Source organism: Flavobacterium eburneipallidum, assembly GCF_027111355.2.
In the GTDB taxonomy this organism is placed as follows: domain Bacteria; phylum Bacteroidota; class Bacteroidia; order Flavobacteriales; family Flavobacteriaceae; genus Flavobacterium; species Flavobacterium eburneipallidum.
In genome coordinates this window covers 1,455,681-1,479,399 of the sequence record NZ_CP114291.2, presented here as the reverse complement: position 1 = coordinate 1,479,399, position 23,719 = coordinate 1,455,681, and the positions used below count along the sequence as shown (strand labels likewise).

21 protein-coding genes and 2 tRNA genes are annotated in these 23,719 nt (G+C 34.3%); 10 read left to right on the top strand and 13 right to left on the bottom strand.

Translation table 11 applies throughout. The annotated features are described in order from the left end of the window. The first annotated feature begins 18 nt into the window (after nucleotides 1-18). Nucleotides 19-4,965: a T9SS type B sorting domain-containing protein gene (locus OZP15_RS06175; protein WP_281337289.1), complete on the top strand. Its 4,947-nt coding sequence runs from the start codon at nucleotides 19-21 to the stop codon at nucleotides 4,963-4,965. A 217-nt stretch (nucleotides 4,966-5,182) separates the two neighbouring features. Here the strand turns inward: OZP15_RS06175 and OZP15_RS06170 are convergent, their stop codons facing one another. Beyond that, nucleotides 5,183-5,311 carry a hypothetical protein gene (locus OZP15_RS06170; RefSeq protein WP_269227595.1) on the bottom strand — a complete coding sequence of 43 codons (129 nt, stop codon included), beginning with the start codon at nucleotides 5,309-5,311 and terminating at the stop codon, nucleotides 5,183-5,185. Between the two features lie 133 nt (nucleotides 5,312-5,444). On the opposite strand from OZP15_RS06170, the gene OZP15_RS06165 reads away from it, so the two are divergent. Together OZP15_RS06165 and OZP15_RS06160 are read left to right on the top strand one after the other, a co-directional pair. Further along, nucleotides 5,445-6,743 carry an RHS repeat-associated core domain-containing protein gene (locus OZP15_RS06165; RefSeq protein ID WP_281337288.1) on the top strand — a complete coding sequence of 433 codons (1,299 nt, stop codon included), beginning with the start codon at nucleotides 5,445-5,447 and terminating at the stop codon, nucleotides 6,741-6,743. A 3-nt stretch (nucleotides 6,744-6,746) separates the two neighbouring features. Beyond that, entirely contained in the window at nucleotides 6,747-7,076 is a 330-nt protein-coding gene (locus OZP15_RS06160; protein WP_269227592.1) for a hypothetical protein, read from the top strand. A 150-nt stretch (nucleotides 7,077-7,226) separates the two neighbouring features. Here OZP15_RS06160 and OZP15_RS06155 read toward each other — a convergent pair whose 3' ends face one another. Both OZP15_RS06155 and typA read right to left on the bottom strand, forming a co-directional pair. After that, complete coding sequence (locus tag OZP15_RS06155; RefSeq protein ID WP_281337287.1) at nucleotides 7,227-7,523, bottom strand: helix-turn-helix domain-containing protein; 297 nt, start codon at nucleotides 7,521-7,523, stop codon at nucleotides 7,227-7,229. 133 nt (nucleotides 7,524-7,656) lie between these two features. After that, on the bottom strand, nucleotides 7,657-9,453 hold the full coding sequence (gene typA / locus OZP15_RS06150) for a translational GTPase TypA (RefSeq protein WP_281337286.1): 1,797 nt from the start codon (nucleotides 9,451-9,453) through the stop codon (nucleotides 7,657-7,659). A gap of 163 nt (nucleotides 9,454-9,616) precedes the next feature. On the opposite strand from typA, the gene OZP15_RS06145 reads away from it, so the two are divergent. Together OZP15_RS06145 and OZP15_RS06140 are read left to right on the top strand one after the other, a co-directional pair. Beyond that, nucleotides 9,617-11,332 carry a PAS domain S-box protein gene (locus OZP15_RS06145; RefSeq protein ID WP_281337285.1) on the top strand — a complete coding sequence of 572 codons (1,716 nt, stop codon included), beginning with the start codon at nucleotides 9,617-9,619 and terminating at the stop codon, nucleotides 11,330-11,332. Between the two features lie 2 nt (nucleotides 11,333-11,334). Beyond that, nucleotides 11,335-11,736, top strand: a complete 402-nt coding sequence (locus OZP15_RS06140) for a response regulator (protein ID WP_269227589.1) — start codon at nucleotides 11,335-11,337, stop codon at nucleotides 11,734-11,736. Between the two features lie 53 nt (nucleotides 11,737-11,789). On the opposite strand, the gene rpsT is transcribed toward OZP15_RS06140, so the two are convergent. The 4 genes from rpsT to proS form a co-directional block, all read right to left on the bottom strand. Then, a complete protein-coding gene (gene rpsT, locus OZP15_RS06135; protein ID WP_281337284.1) occupies nucleotides 11,790-12,041 on the bottom strand; it encodes a 30S ribosomal protein S20 in 252 nt (83 codons plus the stop codon). Between the two features lie 164 nt (nucleotides 12,042-12,205). Next, a tRNA-Glu gene (locus tag OZP15_RS06130) sits at nucleotides 12,206-12,277 on the bottom strand. Nucleotides 12,278-12,324: 47 nt separating this feature from the next. After that, a tRNA-Glu gene (locus OZP15_RS06125) sits at nucleotides 12,325-12,396 on the bottom strand. 78 nt (nucleotides 12,397-12,474) lie between these two features. Next, nucleotides 12,475-13,953 (bottom strand): proline--tRNA ligase, encoded by a 1,479-nt coding sequence (proS, locus tag OZP15_RS06120; protein WP_269227588.1) that lies wholly within the window; start codon nucleotides 13,951-13,953, stop codon nucleotides 12,475-12,477. 102 nt (nucleotides 13,954-14,055) lie between these two features. On the opposite strand from proS, the gene OZP15_RS06115 reads away from it, so the two are divergent. The 5 genes from OZP15_RS06115 to OZP15_RS06095 all read left to right on the top strand — a co-directional run bounded on the left by OZP15_RS06115 (nucleotide 14,056) and on the right by OZP15_RS06095 (nucleotide 19,600). Continuing rightward, the gene (locus tag OZP15_RS06115) at nucleotides 14,056-14,994 is read left to right on the top strand and encodes a hypothetical protein (RefSeq protein WP_269227587.1); all 939 of its coding nucleotides are present in this window, start codon (nucleotides 14,056-14,058) and stop codon (nucleotides 14,992-14,994) included. Nucleotides 14,995-15,033: 39 nt separating this feature from the next. Beyond that, nucleotides 15,034-16,614: an OmpP1/FadL family transporter gene (locus tag OZP15_RS06110; protein WP_269227586.1), complete on the top strand. Its 1,581-nt coding sequence runs from the start codon at nucleotides 15,034-15,036 to the stop codon at nucleotides 16,612-16,614. A 192-nt stretch (nucleotides 16,615-16,806) separates the two neighbouring features. Beyond that, nucleotides 16,807-18,108 (top strand): 30S ribosomal protein S12 methylthiotransferase RimO, encoded by a 1,302-nt coding sequence (rimO, locus tag OZP15_RS06105; RefSeq protein WP_281337283.1) that lies wholly within the window; start codon nucleotides 16,807-16,809, stop codon nucleotides 18,106-18,108. Nucleotides 18,109-18,118: 10 nt separating this feature from the next. Then, entirely contained in the window at nucleotides 18,119-18,637 is a 519-nt protein-coding gene (locus tag OZP15_RS06100; protein ID WP_269227585.1) for a hypothetical protein, read from the top strand. Between the two features lie 21 nt (nucleotides 18,638-18,658). Further along, the gene (locus tag OZP15_RS06095) at nucleotides 18,659-19,600 is read left to right on the top strand and encodes an N-acetylmuramoyl-L-alanine amidase (RefSeq protein WP_269227584.1); all 942 of its coding nucleotides are present in this window, start codon (nucleotides 18,659-18,661) and stop codon (nucleotides 19,598-19,600) included. A gap of 117 nt (nucleotides 19,601-19,717) precedes the next feature. On the opposite strand, the gene OZP15_RS06090 is transcribed toward OZP15_RS06095, so the two are convergent. The 6 genes from OZP15_RS06090 to OZP15_RS06065 all read right to left on the bottom strand — a co-directional run bounded on the left by OZP15_RS06090 (nucleotide 19,718) and on the right by OZP15_RS06065 (nucleotide 23,428). Beyond that, nucleotides 19,718-20,065 (bottom strand): DUF1508 domain-containing protein, encoded by a 348-nt coding sequence (locus OZP15_RS06090; protein ID WP_269227583.1) that lies wholly within the window; start codon nucleotides 20,063-20,065, stop codon nucleotides 19,718-19,720. Nucleotides 20,066-20,078: 13 nt separating this feature from the next. Then, the gene (locus OZP15_RS06085; RefSeq protein ID WP_269227582.1) at nucleotides 20,079-20,678 is read right to left on the bottom strand and encodes a GNAT family N-acetyltransferase; all 600 of its coding nucleotides are present in this window, start codon (nucleotides 20,676-20,678) and stop codon (nucleotides 20,079-20,081) included. Between the two features lie 14 nt (nucleotides 20,679-20,692). Beyond that, nucleotides 20,693-20,893: a hypothetical protein gene (locus tag OZP15_RS06080; protein ID WP_269227581.1), complete on the bottom strand. Its 201-nt coding sequence runs from the start codon at nucleotides 20,891-20,893 to the stop codon at nucleotides 20,693-20,695. A gap of 154 nt (nucleotides 20,894-21,047) precedes the next feature. Continuing rightward, nucleotides 21,048-21,677, bottom strand: a complete 630-nt coding sequence (locus OZP15_RS06075) for a SatD family protein (RefSeq protein ID WP_281337282.1) — start codon at nucleotides 21,675-21,677, stop codon at nucleotides 21,048-21,050. Between the two features lie 111 nt (nucleotides 21,678-21,788). Further along, complete coding sequence (locus OZP15_RS06070; RefSeq protein WP_269227579.1) at nucleotides 21,789-22,145, bottom strand: hypothetical protein; 357 nt, start codon at nucleotides 22,143-22,145, stop codon at nucleotides 21,789-21,791. Between the two features lie 104 nt (nucleotides 22,146-22,249). Continuing rightward, the gene (locus tag OZP15_RS06065) at nucleotides 22,250-23,428 is read right to left on the bottom strand and encodes an AIR synthase related protein (protein ID WP_281337281.1); all 1,179 of its coding nucleotides are present in this window, start codon (nucleotides 23,426-23,428) and stop codon (nucleotides 22,250-22,252) included. Between the last annotated feature and the right edge of the window lie 291 nt (nucleotides 23,429-23,719).

The window sequence follows — 23,719 nt, the reverse complement described above, 5'->3', positions numbered from 1 at the left end:
TTTTATTATTTTTAACGAATGAAAAAGATATTTATCATTTGTTTAGTTTTTGCCTCCATGAGTTGTTTAGCTCAATTTAGCAAAACACATTATATACCACCAGTAATTGCTCAAGATGGTCTAGCAGAAGATCATTATTTATACATTTCAACGCCTAGTATAACCCCTATAAATTTCAAAATCATTGAAATTGGTGGAGCTACTATAAGTGCTACAGTTAGCAATACGACTCCTTATGTACATTACATCGGAACTGGAAATAACACTCGCTTAATCACACCGAAATTCAGTACCGGAATTACCCAAGACAAAGGCTTTATAATAGAAGCCGAAGCCTTGGTTTATGTAAGTATGAGAGTCAATTCTGCCAGAACTAATAACGGTGGTTATAATCATGCTGGAGGATTAGTTTCTAAAGGAAATAGCGCATTGGGAACTACATTTAGACTTGGAGCGATGCTCAATCCTAACGTAGATTTCAGTTTATTGAATTTTGCCTCCATTTTATCTACAGAAAACAATACAACAGTAACTATTTCTAATATTCCCATTGGAACCGTATTTGCAAATGGCACTGTTTATAACGGTCCCATTACTGTAACTTTAAAAAAGAATGAAAGCTACACCATGGCTTTAGAAAACTTTACAGGCTCTGGATTTCCATCTAACAGTAGTAAAATAATTGGCGCATTAGTAGAATCCAATAAAGATGTTGTAGTGAATTCGGGCTCTTTTGGTGGTAGCAATAGCACTAGTACTAATGGTAGAGATTTAGGTTTTGACCAAATAGTATCTTTAGAAAAAATAGGAAAAGAATATATTTTTGTAAAAGGGATTGGAAATGACGATTTAGAACGTGTTTTATTAATAGCTCATACTCCAAACATCGATGTTTTTTTGAATGGCAGCACAACACCTTACACCACTATTGCCAATGCTGGCGATTATGTAGTTATCGACGGAAGCCAATTCAGTAATGGGAATTTATATGTTACTACCTCTGACAATGTCTTTGCTTACCAAAGTATCGGCGGATCCGCTTCTCCAGCCAATCAGAATATGTTTTTTGTGCCACCACTCAATTGTTCGACTCCTAATAGTGTGGATAATATTCCAGTCATTGGATCTATAGGAAATAACCCCTTCCCTGAAGCAGGTTTGAATATTGTTACTGAAAAAGGAGCTATTGTAAATGTATACGAAAACGGCAATTCTGTAGCAATAGGATCGGCAACAGCAATTACTGGAAATCCTGGATTTGAGCGCTATTCTATAGCCAGATTAACAGGTAATATCTCTGTGAAATCGACCAAGCAAGTTTATGTTTCTTATTACGGGACTAATAATGCTGCTACTTATGGTGGCTATTATTCGGGCTTTGACATCAAACCAGAAATTATCTCCGAAATAAAAGTAGGTGCAAATTCCAACTGTATTCCGAATATAGAACTAAAAATCAGTACTTTATCTTCTTATGATATTTTTCAATGGTTTAAAAATGATGTTGAAATTTTAGGAGAAACTTCTAATAGTTACAATCCAACAGCTTCAGGATATTATCAAGTAAGAGGAACGACTTTAGCTTGTGGAATTCCTATTTTTTCAGACAAAATTCCAGTAAGCGAGTGCCCAACAGATATTGATTCAGACAAAGTAAACGACAATATTGATATTGACAATGACAATGACGGAATCACTAATTGTACTGAATCTTACGGAAACCAAAATATAGATTTGACCAATATTGCCGCAGGAACAGTTGCAGTTGGCACTTATTCCAATTCTTTTACAGGACAAACAATATCAAGCGGAGGAACCATTACGGGAATTTCTGATGGAAGTTTCATTACTACTGTTCCAGCTGGAGTTGATAAAAAGGTTACTTATAAAATGACTTTTACCAATCCCATAAGTTTAGGAATGGAATATGTAACGACAGCAAACACAACGGATTTATTAAACGCCGATGCAGAATACATCATAAATTCAGATGTGAACAAAACCATAACCGTTCTCAATCCAGACAATCAATTGCTGATTGACACCAATTATGATGGCATTTACGAAAGTGGCATAACCGAATATTCGTCTTTTGAAATCCGTTTTAGACTTAATAGTACTGTCCCTTTAGTAGCAGGAACTGGAAATTTTAAATTTTTGACTTATTTATCTAATTCAATCAGTTTTACCCACAAAAATCTTTCTGATACCAATCCCAACCAAGTAAGTTTAAAGTTTTTTGCCAGTTGTGTTCCCAAAGATTCCGATTTAGATGGAAATCCCGACCAATTGGATATTGATAGTGATAACGATGGTATTCCAGATGTAATTGAAGCTCAAGTAAACAACATGATTACTTTGTCAAATGCGGACACCAACAAAAATGGTTTAGACAATGCTTTTGAACCTGGTTTTACACCTTTTGATAATGACAACGATGGAATTCCTGATTATCTGGATTTAGATAGTGACAACGATGGAATTTTAGATTCCGTTGAAATTGGAATTGACACAGATGCGGACGGAATTCGCAATTACCGCGATTCAGATAGCGATAATGATTTATGTAATGACGTGATTGAAGCAGGGTTTTTAGATGGAGATGTTGATGGTAAATTCGGAAATTCACCAATAACAGTTGATTCAAACGGAAAAGTTATTGGAGCTCCTTATACAGCTCCTCATCCCAATTATACCACAGCTGCGCCAATAGTAATCACAACACAACCTATTGTTGCACCAACTTGCGAATTGCAAAACGCTAGTATTTCGTTAGTTGACAATGGCGGAAATAGCTATCAATGGCAATTATCAACAGATGGTATCAATTGGAATAACCTTTCCAACAGTGCCACTTATCCCAATGTCAATGCAAATCCGTTAATTATCTCGACAATCACCAATGCTATGAACGGCTACAAATACCGTGTCGTATTAAACAAAACAGGAAATTCATGTGGACTAACTTCTGCTGAAACCACACTAACAATTTATCCATTACCGATTGTAAATGACGTAACAATAGTACAATGCGATGATGATTTGGATGCCCGATCAGCCTTCAATTTGACGGTGAAAAACAATGAAATTTCGAGTAATGCTGCCAATGAAACTTTTACGTATTACAGCACTTTAGCAGGAGCCAACACTGCCAATGCTGCTCAACTTATTACAACGCCTTTAGCTTTTACCAATACAACACCAAGCACAATGGACGTTTGGACAAGAGTGACCAATACCAATGGTTGCTTTAGAGTAGCAAAAATAACCTTGAAAGTTTCGGCTACCCAGATTCCAAGTACTTTCAACCGACCTTTTGTAGAGTGTGATGATTTATTAGACACTAACGGTTTGAACAACGCCAATAATGATAAAAGAGATGGAATTGCTACTTTCAATTTTAGCAGCGTTACAAACGACATTAAAGCTTTATTACCAGCTGGAAATTATAGCATAAAATATTATAAAAATCAAGCCGATGCCTTGGCTGAACTCAATGCTATTACAGATATTTCAAATTACAGAAACATTGGCTATCCAAATACTCAAAACATTTGGGTTCGTGTCGATAGTGATGTTGATAATGCTTGTTATGGTTTGGGGCCTTTTGTAACTTTAACCGTTGAAAAATTGCCGTTTGCTAATCCAGTTAGCATTCCAAGACAATGTGACGACAATCATGACGGGATTTTTCCTTTTGACACCTCAAGTCTAGAAACTACTTTATTAGGAACGAATCAATCGTTTCCAGTTACAGTAACTTATTTTGATGCAAACAATAATCCTCTTAAAGATGCTAATGGCGTTTTGATAACCAGCCCGTTTCCAGCGACATTTAACTCCACTTCGCAAACAATTAGAGTGGTTGTTACCAATAACACTACTGAAAAATGTTCCGACGAAACCACTATTCAATTCATTGTAGATGATTTACCACAAGCTTTTGCCGTTCCTGCAAATTTGACAACAAGCTGTGATGATGAAGCTGATCCTTTGACTCAAGACGGAAAAATTGCTTTTGATACCACAACATTTGAAGCTACTATTTTAGGAGGACAAACAGGAATGATGGTTCAATATCTTGATGGAAGCGGAAATCTATTGTCAAGTCCGTTACCAAATCCTTTTGTAACAGGAACTCAAAACGTTACTGCAACAGTAATAAATCCAGTAAACAATACTTGCACTGCTTCGGTAATTTTACCATTTATAGTCAATCCTCTGCCTAAAATCAATTTGAATCTTGATGGAAGTGATGATGTATTAATTTGCAATCAACCGATATTTAATATTCAACTCCAAGCAGGAATTGAAGACGGCTCACCAGCAAGCGATTATGCTTATATTTGGTCGAAAGACGGAAGTGTTTTGCCAACTGAAATCGCACCAACATTAAACGTAACTACCGAAGGTGTTTATACTGTCGAAGTAATCAATACTACTGGATGTAGCCGAATTAGAATTATAAAAGTAACCTCATCAGCCATTGCAGAAATTCAAACCGTTGCCGTTACTGATATGGCTGATACCAATACAGTGACCATAACTGTTACAGGAACCGGAGATTATCAATACAGTCTGGACGAACCAACTGGATTTTTTCAAGACTCCAATACGTTTGTTAATATTCCATCTGGAATTCACGAGCTTTATATAAAAGACAAAAATGGTTGCGATACCGTTTCTAGAACCATAGCCGTTGTTGGAGTTCCAAAATTCTTTACACCAAACAATGACGGATACAACGATTATTGGAATGTAAAAGGAATAAACACTACCGAAAATGCCAATTCTATCATTTATATTTATGACAGATATGGAAAACTTCTAAAAAAACTATCAGCCAGCGACATAGGTTGGGATGGAAACTTTAATGGAAACCCATTGCCTTCTGATGATTATTGGTACACGTTACAATTAGGTGATGGCAGAGAAGCCAAAGGTCATTTTAGCTTGAAAAGGTAAAAAACATCCAGTTAAGCAAACAAAATAAGACCGACAAAGCTACATTCTGTAAAAAGGTGTAAATATTAAATAACTTAAAGCCATCAACTTAAGGAATATTAGTATATAATTATACAGGTTTAGAATATGAATTGGAAATTGTTTTAATAATTTTGTTTTAGTTGCCAATTGGAGTGGGCACAGAATGCAATTCTGCGCTATCCACAAAAGGACTATTTTACATATCAGAGCGATTGGGTTCTTTTTGAGAAAAATCACCCAATAGAATTTCGGTTTGCGTTCCTTTATGAAACAAATCGTCTTGAAAACCTTGAAACAACACGATTTTATCGTGACTTAAAACCACTACTTTTTTTCCGTCAGGGCTTATGGTTGCACTGGTTAAAACGCAATGATTGTAATTGTCACAGGTTTTGAATTCTCCTATTTTAATTGCTTTTTGAATTCCTGCGGCATTTGGTTATGATGCCAATGGCAATATGACTGTTGACAGAAACAAAAATATTACTGAAATCATATATAACCACATTAACCTACCCACCAAAATAACATTTGGAGCAACTGGAAACATTGTTTATATTTACAACGCAGTTGGACAAAAACTAGAAAAACAAGTAATAGTAAATACACCATCCAGCACAATACTTACTAATTATTTGGGTGGTTTTCAATACCAAAACAATGTATTGCAATTTTTCCCAACAGTGCAAGGATATGTAAAAAATAGTTCAGGTGTTTATAGTTATGTATTTAACTATAAAGACCATTTAGGAAACACAAGAATAAGTTATCAAGACATTAATAATGACGGGACGATTGCTAATAACGAAATACTAGAAGAAAGCAACTATTACCCCTTTGGACTGAAACACAAAGGATACAATAGTAATAATGCTCAATTGGATTACAAGTATAAGTATAACGGCAAGGAACTGCAAGACGAGCTGGAGCTTAACTTGTACGACTATGGAGCGAGGAATTATGCCCCTGCTTTGGGTAGCTGGATGAATGTTGACCCGTTAGCACAAAAAATGCCAGGCGTTAGTCCTTATACATATTGCTTGAATAATCCAATAGTTTTAACCGACCCAGATGGTCGTGAGCCAATAAAACCACAAGCAGGAACTTCTCAAGGATTTGTTGCATTTTTAAATAATACAAGGTCAAGAATGGGAACATTGACTGGAAATAATGCACATAACGCTATGATGAGATTAGGCAAAACAGAAATGAATTGGGCACATATGCGACCAGAACCTATGACAACTAATCCTTTTAATACAAGTAAAGACAAATATATTTATACTGAAAGAGTTGGTTGGCTTGATATGTCTCATTTTATGTTTTATGCTGGTAAAGCTTACGAGAGTAAGACAAACAAAGAAGCATATCAGAAAACAGCTAATGACTCTAATTTATCTCCTTCGCAACGTGCACAAGCTCAGGCTAAAGCAGATAATATTAACCCTGTTGGAGATGCTGTTCAAGTTGGATATCAACAAGAGATGTCAGATAGGCTTGTTGCGGGACATTCTGCTTACAGTTATGAGGATTTACCAAGTGATAAGTGGGGAGCAGATTTTGGAGCAAATTATTTTAATCCAAACAGCGAAATGACTTTAGGAGAACAACTGCAAAACTACCTTAATACTATGGGGGCGACTAAACCACAAAATGCTCCAAATTATTCAACATTACCTGCAACAGATGCAAACTTGAGTGAGCCAACTAGAACAAATCATACTACTGAAGGAGTTTATACAAAATCAAATCAATAAGTTATGAAGAAGAAAATAGGTTTAATATTTACAACATTAATGTTATTATTTTTCGTTTGGTTTTTTTATTTAAGAACTGAAAAAGAAAATAGATTAACTTCTCAAGGAAGTGAGATTATAGAAAAAATTGAAAATTATAAAGCAAAATATAAAAAACTACCTAATTCACTTTCTGATATTGGAATAGAAATAATTGACGAGAATAATCCTCCTTTATATTACGAGAAAAAGGACAATTCAAATTATATTATTTGGTTTGCAAAATCCAGTGAAGATGTAAAAACCTATTATTCTGACACAAAAAAATGGGAAGATTATCAAAGATTTAAATAAACATCTTTTTCTATGTCCTAAAGCAATAACCTCCGTCGGTGCAAGCATTAGGTAACACTAGGCTAGTGCGAGCTTCAAGCTCGTACCCATAAACGTGGGTAACGCAAAAACAAACATAAAAAAACCGAGCAATTGCTCGGTTTTTTTATGTTAAGAAAGTTGCTGTTGCAAATTAGCTTTTAGAATGAAAGCATCTATTAATTTGGTAACTACATTTTTGTCTTTTTTTTTCATTTGCTCCACAGCTTTAAACTGTTTTAAGAGTAAATTATCGTCAATTGCTTCTTCTGCCTTGTTTTGAATGGTTCCGTTTACGAGATAATCAATAGAGGTTCCAAATACATTAGCTAATTTACTTAATACATCTGCTGGAGGTTGAACCCGATTGCGCTGATTTACAATAAATTTCTTGTTGTGGGATAGCGCAGAATTGCATTCTGTGCCCACAAAGTTGAGCAGGCAATACAAATCAAAAGGGCTATGTCAAAAAACGATATGGCTTTTTTTGTATCTTAAAAACAAAAAAAATCCCAAACTCCATATGGAATTTGGGATTTTTATATTGTAATTTAAAAACGTATTAGATTTTAAATCTTTTTCTATCGGTTTCAGTCAAATAGATTTTTCTCAAACGAATCGATTTTGGAGTAACCTCAACATATTCATCTTTTTGAATGTATTCCAAAGCTTCTTCTAATGAGAAAATGATTGGAGGAATAATTCTAGCTTTATCATCATTTCCAGAAGAACGTACGTTAGATTGTTTTTTCTCTTTGGTTACGTTTACACACATATCATCACCACGTGAGTTTTCTCCAATTACCTGACCTTCGTAAATTTCAGCATTTGGTTCAACAAAAAACTTACCACGATCTTGTAATTTATCGATAGAATATGGAATCGCTTTTCCTTTTTCCATAGAAATCAATGACCCTTTGTTACGTCCAGCAATTTCTCCTTTGTAAGGTTCGTATCCTATAAAACGGTGTGCCATAATAGCCTCACCAGCAGTAGCAGTAAGCAATTGGTTACGCAATCCAATAATTCCACGAGATGGAATATTAAATTTCACAATCATACGCTCCCCTTTAGTTTCCATAGAAAGCATTTCTCCTTTACGCAAAGTAACGAACTCTACAGCTCTACCTGATAAACTTTCTGGTAAATCGATAGTTAATTCTTCAATTGGCTCACATTTTTTACCGTCAATTTCTTTTATGATAACTTGTGGCTGACCGATTTGTAACTCATATCCTTCTCTTCTCATAGTTTCGATAAGAACAGATAAGTGAAGTACTCCACGACCAAAAACCATAAACTTATCGGCAGAATCAGTTTCACCCAATTTCATTGCCAAGTTTTTCTCTAATTCTTTTGTCAAACGCTCTCTAATATGACGAGAAGTTACAAATTTACCCTCTTTTCCAAAGAAAGGAGAGTCATTAATTGTAAACAACATACTCATAGTAGGCTCGTCGATATCGATAGTTTTCAAACCTTCTGGGTTTTCGTGATCAGCGATTGTATCACCAATTTCAAAACCTTCTACTCCAATGATTGCACAAATATCTCCAGCAATAACTTGCTCTACTTTTTTACGACCAAGACCTTCAAAAGTGTGTAATTCTTTTATACGAGATTTTGATACAGTACCGTCTCTTTTTACTAATGAGATTGGCATACCTTCTTTAAGAACTCCTCTTTCTAGACGACCAATTGCGATACGTCCAGTAAATGCAGAGAAATCTAAAGAGGTAATCAACATTTGTGGTGTTCCTTCAGAAACTTTAGGAGCAGGTACATTTTCAACAACCATATCCAATAATGCTTCCACATTATCCGTTACATTTTCCCAATGATCTGACATCCAGTTATTTTTAGCTGAACCATAAACGGTTGGAAAATCCAACTGCCATTCTTGAGCACCTAATTCAAACATTAAGTCAAAAACTTTTTCGTGAACTTCTTCAGGAGTACAGTTTTCTTTATCTACTTTATTGATTACAACGCATGGTTTTAATCCTAAATCAATCGCTTTTTGCAATACAAAACGCGTTTGTGGCATTGGTCCTTCAAAAGCATCTACCAAAAGGCAAACACCATCGGCCATATTCAATACACGCTCTACCTCTCCACCAAAATCGGCGTGACCAGGAGTATCAATAATATTGATTTTTGTACCTTTATACTGAACCGAAACATTCTTTGAAGTAATGGTAATACCTCTTTCGCGCTCTAAATCGTTGTTATCAAGGATTAAGTCACCTGTATTTTCGTTATCGCGAAATAACTGACAGTGATACATAATTTTATCAACCAAAGTTGTTTTACCGTGATCGACGTGGGCAATAATTGCAATGTTTCTAATAGCTTCCATCTGTGATTTTTAATGGGTGCAAAGGTACACTTTATTTTGATATAAAAAATTTTTAGATTTTAATAGTTACGGTTTAATAACTTTACACAATTATAACCAATATCTTGACACAACTTTATATCCATTTTTAAAGAAAACACAAATATTTTTTTATATTTGAATAATGAAAAATAAAACTACTAGAATAACTCTTATTTATATTCTAATTTCCACACTTGTGGCAGTCATTTGCCATGAATTTTTAGGGAAACATTTTTCATTATATAATAATCCGTTGTATGGCATAATAAAAGACACCACTTTTGTACTAGTTTCTGGTTTGTTTTTAGGATACATATTAACTAAAAAAGACATTAAAAATTCTTCTGTCTATAATAAACTAAAAAACACCAATATTGAAATCAAAGAATCCAATGAAAGATACGATATTGTTTCAAAAGCAACCAGTGATATTATTTGGGATTGGAAAATCCAAGAGGATAGAATGTCCTGGAACAAAGGAATAGAAACCATTTTTGGTTATACCGAGGATCAGGTAGGAAACAGTTCAAACTGGTGGTTTGACAAAATTCATCCAGAAGATAGTATAAAAATGTCCATTAGACTTTATTCTTTTATTGAACAAAAAACAGAAAAATGGCAAGATCAGTACCGTTTTAGATGCGCTGATGACTCCTATAAGTATGTATTAGACAGAGGATTTATTTTAAAAGATGAAAACGGAAAATCTGTTAGAATGATAGGAGCCATTCAAGACATTACAAAACAAAAACTAGAAGAACAACGACTAAAACTTCTAGAAACCGTAATTACCCAAACTAAAGATTCTGTAATCATTGTAGAGCCCAACAATGAAGACAGTGGTGTCCCTAAAATAGTATATGTTAATCCAGCTTTTTCTGTAATGTCAGGATATCAACCCCACGAAATTATTGGTAAATCTCCAAATCTATTCATGGGTTCCAAATCCAATACTGAAGTATTCGAAAAACTTTGCAACGCCATACTCAAAAAAGAAGAAAACCACCAAATAGAAACTATTAGTTACAAAAAAAACAACGAAGAATACTGGGTAGGATTCTCATTGCTTCCTGTTTATAATTCTGACAACGAACTATCACACTGGGTATCCATCCAAAGAGACATAACCGAAATTAAAAAACAAGAAGTTGAAAAAGAACAACTTATTCGAGAATTAACACAAAACAACAAGGACTTACAACAATTTTCATACATCACATCTCATAATTTAAGATCACCTCTATCAAACCTAACTGGTCTGCTCAATTTAATAGAAGACATTCCAATTGAAAATCCAGATTTACAAGAAATTTTAAATGGATTCAAAAAATCCACGCATCTTCTCAATGAAACTATTGACGATTTAGTAAAAGTAATAGTCATCAAAGACAATCCGTCTATACAAAAAGAAGAAATTTTACTCAAAGAAGTTTTTGAAAATGTTTTTAGCCAATTAGATTTTCTTATCGGACTTCACAAACCCATCATAAAAATTGACTTTGAAAAAGCCCCAGTTTTAAACACAAACAAAGCTTATCTAGAAAGTATTTTGCTAAATCTATTGACTAATGCTATAAAATACAAATCTAAAAACCAACAATCCAAAATAACTATATCAACTACTCCGCTTGACAATAGTGTAATTCTTATTTTCAAAGACAACGGAATTGGAATTGATTTAGTAAGAAACAAAGACAAAATATTTGGATTATACCAACGCTTCCACGACTATCCTGACAGCAAAGGACTAGGATTGTACCTAGTAAAATCTCAAGTAGAAGCCATGGGAGGAAGCATTAATATAGAAAGCGAAGTGGATAAAGGAACCACATTTACATTAATATTTAAAAACAAATAGAGATGTTAGACACCGTTTTATGCATCGACGACGATCCAATTGCTCTAATGCTATGCAAAATGGTAATTAGCAAAACTATGTTTTCAAATGAAATAATCACAGCCAAAAACGGATTGGAAGGCTTAAATTATTTTAAAAACCTAAAAGAGAACAACGAATCGAAACAACCTCAATTAATTCTATTAGATTTGAATATGCCTATAATGGGAGGCTGGGAATTCTTGGACAGTTTTAGTACTCAAGAATACGACACATACAACTCTACAAAAATAATCATCCTCTCCTCGACCATTGATCCAGATGATCTAGAAAAATCTAAAAATTATGCTATGGTATTGGATTTTTTACCAAAACCAATTTCTAAAGAAATGCTCGAATATGTTAAAACCAAATTTGTTATATAATAAAAAAAGTCCTGAAAAATCAGGACTTTTTTATATTTATTAAATTGTTATGATTACAATTTAGCAACGTGTTTTGTTAATTTAGATTTTAAATTAGAAGCTTTGTTATCATGAATGATATTCTTTTTAGCTAACTTATCAATCATTGAAATTACAGTTGATAATTTTGAAGTAGCTTCTGCTTTATCAGTAGCGATTCTTAATGCTTTTATTGCGTTACGAGTTGTTTTGTGTTGGTATCTGTTTAATACTCTTTTTTTCTCGTTACTTCTAATTCTTTTTAAAGCTGACTTATGATTTGCCATTTTCTTTTAATTTTAATTGTAATAATTATTTATAAACTATCAGTTAAAAAAGAAAAACCTCCCACAATTGTATTTTTTATTATTACAATCACTTTGGTTTTAACTAATAAAATAAAAACCGAGACACCAATCTTTATTTTATAAAACTTATTTACAACTAATTGTAGTCCGTGGGGGAATCGAACCCCCCTTACCAGGATGAAAACCTGGCGTCCTAACCGATAGACGAACGGACCATTTGCCTTCCCAGGCAGTAATTATTTTATGAACTCAAATGAGTTTGTAGTCCGTGGGGGAATCGAACCCCCCTTACCAGGATGAAAACCTGGCGTCCTAACCGATAGACGAACGGACCCTGCTTCTCTATTGCGGATGCAAAAATACAACTATTTTCTATTTTCGCAATAGCCCAGCATATTTTTTTTTATTTTTTTTAATAAGCCTTCGCAAACAAGACCCTTCCAGAGGAAGGATTCCCTGTAAACACACAGCTTCCCACTTCTTCTACCCTATTTAAAGGGATACATCTTATGGTTGCTTTTGTCAATTCTTTAATCTTCTCTTCAGTCTCTGCAGTACCATCCCAATGTGCTGATACAAAACCTCCTTCACCATTCAAAACCGTTTTAAACTCTTCAAAACTATTCACTTCAGTTATGTGAGAATTTCTATAATCTAACGCTTTTTGAAACAAATCTTTTTGAATTTGCTCCAATAAATCGCTAATATAAGTCACAATTCCGTCTTTAGAAACCACTTCTTTAGTCAAAATATCTCTTCTCGCTACTTCAAAAGTTCCATTTTCTAAATCTTTTGGACCTACTGCTATTCGAACAGGCACTCCTTTTAATTCCCATTCTGCAAATTTGAATCCCGGTTTTTGAGTCGTTCTATTATCGTATTTAACAGATATGTTTAATTTCTTGAATGCTTTTACCAAAACATCTACTTCATTTGAAATCGCTTCTAGTTGCTCATCATTCTTATATATAGGAACAATTACTACTTGAATCGGTGCTAAACTCGGAGGCAATACCAATCCTTGATCATCAGAATGCGTCATTACTAATGCTCCCATCAATCGGGTTGAAACACCCCATGAAGTTCCCCAAACATGTTCTTGTTTACCTTCGGCATTGGCAAATTTCACATCAAAAGCTTTTGCAAAGTTTTGCCCTAAAAAGTGTGATGTTCCCGCTTGCAAAGCTTTTCCATCTTGCATCAAAGCCTCAATACAATAGGTTTCCTCTGCACCTGCAAAACGTTCTGTTTCTGTTTTTAATCCCTTTATAACTGGAATTGCCATAAAATTTTCAGCAAAATCAGCATAAACATTCATCATTTTTTCTGACTCTTCAATAGCTTCCTTTTTTGTAGCGTGAGCTGTATGCCCTTCTTGCCATAAAAACTCTGCTGTTCTCAAGAACAATCTCGTTCTCATTTCCCAACGCACAACATTTGCCCATTGGTTAATTAATAAAGGTAAATCTCTATAGGATTGAACCCATCCTTTATAAGTTGACCAAATAATGGCTTCACTAGTAGGACGAACTATTAATTCTTCTTCTAACTTTGCATTAGGGTCAACTATTAATTTACCTGCGTTATCAGGATCATTTTTTAATCTGTAATGCGTTACGATAGCACATTCTTTAGCAAAACCTTCTGCATTTTTTTCCTCGGCTTCAAACATACTTTTAGGAACAAACAAAGGAAAGTAAGCATTTTGATGCCCAGTTTCTTTGAACATTTTATCTAATTCTGCTTGCATTTTTTCCCAAATTGCATAACCATAAGGTTTGATAACCATACAGCCTCTAACTCCTGAATTTTCAGCCAAATCGGCTTTTACAACCAGCTCATTATACCATTTTGAATAGTCTTCTGCTCGTGTAGTAAGGTTCTTGCTCATATTGAATAGTTTGGCACAAATTTTGTTTTAATTATTTTAACTAAATAGTTCGGCAAAACTAACTATTTTTGTATTGTGCAACAATAAAAAATCCCATTGATTATGAAAACAAATATTTTTTCACACCGAAATGCCGTAGTTTACTCATTAATTGGATTTTTGAGTATTCTTATGACATCCTGTGGCTCATATCAAAATAGTTCTTATTATGATAGTGACGGCATCTATGGAAATACTGCTAAAGCAAAACCAAGCACATCAAGCATTGCTTACCAAGAATATTTTAGTTCTCTACAAGAAGAAAACAACCCTTCAGGCGATACTATCAGAATTGCAAATTCTAACACATTAGACTGGGATAGCCAACCAACTAGAACATCAATTAACCTATACAATGATCCTTGGAACTGGAATATGGGATTTGGAGGATTTGGTTGGGGAGGATTTGGTGGAGGATGGGGTAATCCTTACTTTGGTTTTGGATACGACTACTGGGGATGGGGTAATCCTTATTATGGATTTGGTTATGATTGGGGATGGGGATTTCCAAATTACGGATGGGGATTTCCGAATTATGGTTGGGGATGGGGATACCCTTCTTATGGATACAGCAATAATTATACATACAATCCAGGCAGAAGAGGCTCTTCTTCTAACAATCTAAATAGTACCAGATATTCCTCACCTCAAAGTAGTAATAGATATTCAAACGACAATAACAATTATTACAATAATACCAGAAATTCTAACACTAGAAACGCCGCTATCAACACAACCAGAAACAGCTCTAGTTTTATGAATAGAGATTATTCGCAATCTCAAAACAATTCAACTCAAACATCAAGAAGAAGCAGTAACACAACAAACAACACTAGAACCCAAAACTACACTCCTTCAAATACCAGTACCAGTACCAACACTAATACCTACAGTAGCCCTACATACAATAACACAAGATCTTCTGGAAACTCTGGTGGTGGATCTTACGGAGGTGGTAGTAGTAGCGGTGGAAGATCTTCTGGTGGAGGAGGAAGAAGATAATCTTTCATGATTTTACAAAACTTAACTGAACTAAAAAAGATGAAAAAATACCTGCTTTTTTTACTAACTAGTCTTACTTTTAGTACTGCTCAATCACAAGAAATTGCGGATGCAGTTCGCTATTCACAAGACAATTTAACTGGAACAGCTCGTTTTAGGGCTTTGGGTGGTGCTTTCGGCGCTCTTGGAGGAGACTTATCTTCCATTAATGTAAATCCTGCAGGATCTGCGGTATTTTCTAACAATCAAGTCACATTGACTTTGAGTAATTTTAATAATAAAAACAATTCTAATTATTTTAATACTAACACATCATCAAAAGAAAACTCATTTGATATGAACCAAACAGGTGGTGTATTCATATTTAAAAACCACGACACTAATAGCAACTGGAAAAAATTCTCAATTTCTATTAACTACGAAAAAACAAACAACTTTGACAATTCAGTTTTTTCGGCTGGTATAAATGAATACAATTCAATTGATGGCTATTTTTTAAGCTATGCTAATTTTGGAAATGGTGGTGCTCCGGTTCCACAAGAATATGTAAATACTAATACAGGTGAATCCATTCCAGATTTATATTCATTTTTAGGCAATAGTTTACCTAATGGACAATATCCAAATATGACTGGTTTTGCTGCTCAACAAGCGATGATGGGATACCAAGGCTATATAATTAATGCAATTGATGATACCAACAATAACTCTCCGTACGTATCAAATGTTACCCAAGGAGGAAATTATTACCAAGAAAACAATATATACACTAACGGTTATAATGGAAAATTATCCTTCAATGCAGCAACATCTTATAAAGACAAACTTTATATTGGTTTAAATTTGAATTCACACTTTGTTGACTTTACCAAATCGAGTAGCTTTTATGAAAGCAACACCAACACTTTAAGCAATGATTACACTGTTAGAGAATTGAGATTCAATAATAATTTATACACTTATGGATCAGGATTTTCATTTCAATTAGGAGCCATTGCAAAAGTAACCAATGAAGTTCGTTTAGGATTAGCTTACGAATCACCTACTTGGTTTCGATTAACTGATGAGTTCTCACAAAGCCTAACAGCTGTAAGCAAAAACATATCTGGAGAGTTACCCGCAGATGTTGTAAACCCTAACGTTATTAATTATTATGCACCTTACAAATTACAAACTCCAGAAAAGGTAACTTTGAGTTTTGGCTATGTTTTTGGAAAAACAGGTTTGATAAGCATTGATTATACTTTAAAGAATTACAGCAACACAAAGTTCAAACCTGAAAGTGATAGCTATTTCCGAGATATAAACAATCAAATGAGTAATACCCTAGCTTCTACAGGCGAATTAAGAATCGGAGCTGAATATAAAATAAAAGCATTAAGCATTAGAGGAGGTTACAGATTTGAAGAAAGTCCTTATAAAAATTCTCTAACTATTGGTGATTTTAATAGTTATTCTGCCGGATTAGGATACAACTTTGGTGCTTGTAGGTTAGATTTTGCTTATGTGTATGGAGAAAGAACTTCACAGCAAAGCTTTTTCAACCAAGGATTTACAGATGGAGCAAAAACCACTACCAAAAACAATAATGCCGTTGCAACTTTAACTTTTGAATTATAATATCTAATCTGTTTATTTTTTAATCTTAACACTAAACCATTTCAGTTATTTGAAATGGTTTTTTTTATAGACAAATATTCCAAAAAACAACGTATTTACCAACAAAAAGCCTTTAAAAAAACAAAGATTTATGCTCCTAAAAATAAAAATCGTAATTTTGCAAAATTCCCAAATTATCGGGATTCTAAATATATGAGAACCAAGTCTTTAAAAAAGAATAAAATAAATGTGATCACTCTTGGGTGTTCAAAAAACGTGTACGATAGCGAAGTATTGATGGGGCAACTAAAAGCCAGTGGAAAAGAAGTTGTACATGAAGAAGAAGGAAATATTGTAGTAATTAATACATGCGGATTTATTGATAATGCAAAAGCAGAATCAGTAAATATGATTTTGGAATATGCTGACAAAAAAGAACGAGGAATTGTTGACAAAGTATTTGTAACAGGATGTCTATCTGAACGTTACAGACCTGATTTAGAGAAAGAAATCCCAAATGTAGATCAGTATTTCGGAACCACCGAATTACCTGGATTATTAAAAGCTTTGGGAGCCGATTATAAACACGAGTTATTAGGAGAGCGTCTGACTACGACTCCAAAAAATTATGCCTATCTAAAAATTGCCGAAGGTTGTGATAGACCATGTAGCTTTTGCGCCATTCCATTAATGCGTGGCAAACACGTTTCGCAAACCATTGAAAAACTAGTGAAAGAAGCGGAAGGTTTAGCAAAAAATGGAGTCAAAGAATTAATTTTGATAGCGCAGGATTTGACCTATTACGGATTGGATATTTACAAAAAACGGAATCTTGGCGAGTTATTAGAAGCCTTGGTAAAAGTAGAAGGAATCGAATGGATTCGTTTGCACTATGCCTTCCCTTCTGGTTTTCCGATGGATGTTTTGGAAATCATGAAACGTGAACCAAAGATTTGTAATTATATTGATATTCCGTTGCAACACATTTCAGATCCTATTTTGAAATCGATGAAACGTGGAACGACGAAGGAAAAAACAACCAAATTATTGAAAGAATTCCGTGAAGCTGTTCCCGGAATGACTATCAGGACTACTTTGATTGTTGGTTATCCTGGCGAAACTCAAGAAGATTTTGAAATCATGAGAGATTGGGTTCAGGAAATGAAGTTCGAGCGTTTAGGTTGTTTTGCTTATTCACACGAAGAAAACACTACTGCTTTTGAATTAGTTGATGATGTCCCTGCTGATGTCAAACAAAATCGTGCCAATGAAATAATGGAATTGCAATCACAAATTTCATGGGATTTGAACCAAGAAAAAATTGGAAAAACCTTCCGTTGTATTATTGATCGAAAAGAAGGAGCTCATTTTATAGGAAGAACCGAATTTGACAGCCCTGATGTGGACAATGAAGTACTAATTGATGCTTCAAAACATTACGTAAAAACAGGTGAATTTGTTATGGTAAAAATTACCGATGCCACCGAATTTGATTTATACGCTGAACCCGTTTAAAATTATTACTATGAAAACTTCACTTAAATTACTTACAACAACATTAACTTTTATATTATTATCTATAACGAATGTTTCAGCACAATATGGAAACGGTTACGGTGGTGGTTATGGAGGAAATGGCTATGGTGGCTATGGTGGTGGAATGAACCAAATGGGTAGTACTATGAATCAGTCGCAACCCGAAAAGCCAAAAGAAATCCCAGTAGAGGTTACTGCTGCCAAAATAGTGGAAGACATGAAACCAGCTCTTAATCTAGATGAACTTCAGGTCATAGCAATAACTAATGTCATTAAAGAAAGCCTAAAAGCACAAGGCGTACTGATGAAACAAGAATATCCACAAGAGGAGCAAATGAATAATTTCAAGGCACTTGCTGAAACTACGGATCAAAAAATAAATCAATTTTTAAATAAAGACCAAAAAGAAAAATACATTATCTTTAAAGAAAATCGAAAAACACAGAAGAAAACAAAAGAAAAATCGAAATCAAAAGATAAGTCTAAAGAAAAAGAAAAACAAGACTAATTATTTTTCTAATACACTACTATGAATAACTTAAAAAAACACCTATTCAATTCTCTTTATTTTCTGACTTTAATCGCTGTTATCTCTTCATGCTCGACAAATCCGTATAAAAAAAGTGAAAAATCGTATAAAGAACAACTTCACAATTATACCGAAACCATTTCGAAAATGGAACCTGCAAAGTTAGCAACCGATAGCACAACCATAACCGAGTTACCTCCTCCTCCACCTGTAGAACCAGCAACTTTTGATCCATTAGCTCTTTATAAAGATACCTTATCAATCAAAAAACCAATTCTTTTGCCTAACGGAATAACCAGCGAATGGATTAGCACTGTAAATTTTAATTTAAGAAAACCTAATTTTATCATACTTCACCATACAGCTCAAGATTCATTAGCACAAACCTTAAAAACCTTTACTAAAACAGCCTCTCAAGTTAGCGCACATTACATTATTTCTGACGATGGCAGGGTTGTTCAAATGGTAAATGATTATCTAAGAGCTTGGCATGCAGGAAATTCAATCTGGGGAAAAAATACCGATATTAATTCGGCTTCCATAGGAATTGAATTAGACAATAACGGAAGTGAACCTTTTTCGGACAAACAAATCATCAGTCTATTAGCGCTTTTAACTAAATTGAAAAAAGATTACAACATACCAACTCAAAACATAATTGCCCATTCTGATATTGCTCCTACTCGAAAAAAAGACCCTAGCCCGCTTTTTCCATGGAAGTTATTAGCTATTAATGGCTTTGGATTATGGCCTGATGAATTTTTAGAACCCGCTCCTGCTGATTTTAATGCTGAACAAGGGCTGCGCATTATTGGATACAACACAAAAAATCTTTCTTCTGCAATTACTGCCTTTAAACTGCATTATATCCAAACAGAAGTTAACGCTGTTTTAGACGAAAAAACTAGAAACACAATCTATAGCATTTACAAGAAACAGTAATTTATTGAGGCAATGTGGTCAAAAATGTTTGCTGAATTCTAAACTGTTTTTATCTGTTCTACTTTTTGTTTTTCGCCCCATTTTGAATTCCAAAATGCAATTTACATTGACTATTTCTTAATCCACAAACACAAATTCATTCATCGTAAAATCTAAAACATCTGATTTTACAGCAGTTCGAATGATTTCGTCAATCCCTTTTTCAAGCAATAGAGGTGTGGTATATTTTCGGCTGGTGGCGATTAAGGTTTCTTCCATCATCATTTTAAAAAAATATTTCCCATTGGCTGCTCTGGATTTTACGTAAGTGTATTTTTCGATATTGACCTTTATGGCTTCGATACTATCTTCGCATTCCATCTTGAGTTCCATAGAAGGACTGGTGAAAATCGTTTTCCCTTTTCGAGAGGTAAATACAAATTTGTAACGATCATCAAATCTTTTACTGATAACAAAAGTCCCCATAATAACAGTTAGATTATAATTTAGATTTTAGATTTTCCTTCACTTCGCTGAACCATTCTTCACGAAGAATACTCAAAATAATACTGTCTCGTCTTTTTTCTTCGCCTAAAAACACAGGCATGTGACTGCGAAAAACACCTTCTACTTTACAGCCAATGCTTTTCATTGCAGCAATACTTCGTTCGTTGTTATTATCGGCTCGAAATTCCACACGTTCCATTCCAAGGATTTCGAAAGCGAATTGCAAAAGCAGGAATTTACAATGTTTGTTTAATCCTGTTCCCCGAAAATCTTTTCCGTACCAAGTGTAGCCTAATTGTAATGTTTTGAACGGTAATTGAATATCGTAAAAACGAGTACTTCCAGCATATTTCCCTGATTTCTTATCAAAAACTATAAAAGGAAATTCGGTTTTGTTTTCTCTATTTTTGAGAGCGGTTTGAATATAATTCGTTAGACTTTCTTTTCCGTTTACCGGAACTAATGAATATTTCCAGGTTTCGGGTTCGTTCATAGCGAATCCTAATAAATTTTCAACGTCAGATTCCTGTAAGGGTCGAAGTAAAACGAAGTCATCTTCTAGGATTGTATGGGAGGAAAAATTATAATTCATGTAATACAAATACGTTAATGGATTATTTTATGATACAAATACGAGTACAAAATGGCAATTGTAATCGATATAAAATTACCAAATAAATAGAAATCATTATACAACGATTCTTTTACTTTATCACCTTCACTATCTCGCTTTAATCGGGTTGCCAGTTTTAAGGTTCCAAACAAAGTTAAAGCGTGCGGATAATCATTAACTAAAGAAATAAGCAAAAACACTCTTTCTACAAATCCTTTCAAGAGCGATTTATAATCGATAATATTTGTTTGTTCCGAATTGATTTTGGAGTTATAAAATAATAAAAAATGCCCAGAAAACACTCACTTACAACCAACAATAATGTAAATTTTAAAAAATCCATATTTGCTATTTTTCAGTTATTAATCGAATAATATTTTTTGTTGCGTTGTACGATTCTATATTTAATGTTTTTTTGCGCTTCCAGATTTGCGATCTGGTTTTATAGAGTTTTTTAGCTATTATTTTGTAATCTTCAAACTTAAAAAAATTAGACACGAGTTCATAATCACTTTCTAAATTCCACTTTTGATTTATGTTTTCGAAAATTATAAAAATATTATTCAAAACATTATTTTGCAATTTGTTTTCGATTAAAACTTTAAATCTAGATTTTTCGTCTTTCAAATTATTCAGTTCTAATCTAGCATTTGTCAAACCTGAACCTAACATTTCATACGCCATATCGGCATTTATCGGTGTTTCTATTTGACCTTGATACAAAATATAACGCAATTGAAAATTAAGCTTTTTATGAATAATATTCTCCTCTAAAGATAAAATAATATTGACCGAAGTTCCCAAATCTTTTACAACCCCTTGAAATTCATCACCCAAAGTAATAGTCATAGGAGAAAGAATCTCTTTTTTATAGGATTGATTAATCTCGTGTACAAGATCTTTAAAATCAACCATAAGTTGATTTTGATTTTTTTTACCACTTGAAATAACATCTGCCATTAGAATAAAGTGTTTCATTTTTAGCGAAATTAATTTGTTTCAAATTTAATGAAATAAATAACATAATTTCACTTTTAGTGAAACAAAAAAAAAAAAAAGACAAGCTTTACAACTATTTGGTTTTGTTTTTTATTCGTTAAATTCGTCGTAACGCACTGGAACTTGTGGATCGTAAAGTGGACATTTGAATTCTTCTAAAGTATCGGCAAGAAGGTCCATCGTTTTGCCTTCGGTTCCGTAGCAATCGATCTGAATGCTTTGTGGAGTTGTTTTGACATGAAAAGCACCTTTTCCTTTGGTGTTTTTCCAGCTATTCTCATCTACTTTTTCCCAGCCTGAAAACACAGTTTTGATTCTGTTTAAGATGACAGTCACAGGAAGTGTTTCTAGACCTTCTACTTCTTGCTGTTCGACCAAAGCTTCATAAACCAAGTGATGATTGAGATAGATTCCGTCCTGATATTGCCAAAAAAGTAGTTCGTACATTGGGGGAAGTTTAAGGATTTAAAGGTTTAAAATTGTTTAAGAGTTTAAGATTGTTTAACTATCAACGAAAAACAGTTTTAAACAATTTTAAACAACCTTAAACTCTAGTATTCGAAATTACCGTATTCGCTGGTAATCGTCAGTTTTTTAGCATCGGAAGCTTCCACTCTACCGACGATTTGTGCGTTGACATGGAATGATTTTGAAATCGCAATAATGTCCTGAGCAACGGCTTCGGGAACGTAAATTTCCATACGATGACCACAGTTGAACACTTGGTACATTTCTTTCCAATCGGTTTTGGATTGCTCTTGAATTAATTGGAACAAGGGTGGAACCGGGAATAAATTGTCTTTTATAATATGTAGATTTTGTACAAAATGTAAAATCTTGGTTTGAGCTCCTCCACTGCAATGCACCATTCCGTGAATTTCATCAGATGAATATTTATCCAGGATTTTTTTGATGATTGGTGCGTAGGTTCTAGTTGGCGAAAGCACTAATTGTCCCGCATCGATGGGCGAATTTGCGACAGCATCGGTCAATTTTACCTGACCGGAATAAATCAATTCTTCCGGAACGGCAGCATCGTAACTCTCCGGATATTTGGTTGCCAGATATTTACCGAAAACATCGTGACGAGCTGATGTCAGTCCGTTGCTTCCCATTCCGCCATTATAGCTTTTTTCGTAAGTCGCCTGACCGAAAGATTCCAATCCTACGATTACATCACCGGCTTTTATGTTGGCATTATCGATAACTTTAGAACGTTTCATTCGGGCCGTAACTGTTGAATCTACTATGATTGTACGAACAATATCACCAACATCGGCAGTTTCTCCACCTGTTGAATGGATGGTTACTCCGAAAGAATCCAGTTCTTTGATCAGTTCTTCGGTTCCGTTGATGATGGCTGAAATTACTTCGGCTGGAATCAGGTTTTTGTTTCTTCCAATGGTGGATGAAAGCAAAATATTATCGGTTGCTCCTACACATAATAAGTCGTCGATATTCATAATCAAAGCATCTTGCGCAATGCCTTTCCAAACGGATATATCGCCCGTTTCTTTCCAGTACATATACGCCAAAGACGATTTTGTTCCTGCGCCGTCTGCGTGCATTATCAAACAATAATCGGAATCATTTGTTAAATAATCTGGTACAATTTTGCAAAAAGCCTGTGGAAATAATCCTTTGTCGATGTTTTTTATGGCGTTGTGCACATCTTCTTTAGATGCTGAAACTCCTCTTTGTGCATAACGTTTGCTAGAATCTGAACTCATTTTATAGGTGTGTAGTTGTGGCGCAAATATAATTATTTTTTTTGGGTTTGCCTATACTGTTTTGCGGTCACACTTTGCAATGCATCATTCTTGCTATTTGTCACGCTGGAAGTGTCTAGGTTATGTTGCTCTCGTGCAATGAGACGCTTCCAGCGTGATAAACTAGGAATGGATTTTGTAAATCAATGGCACACAGATGACACGGATTGAACAGATCAGCACAGATTTTTTGTTTAATTTGACAAAAAAATGCCTCTCCAAAACTGGAAAGGCATTTTACTAAAAGTGAAT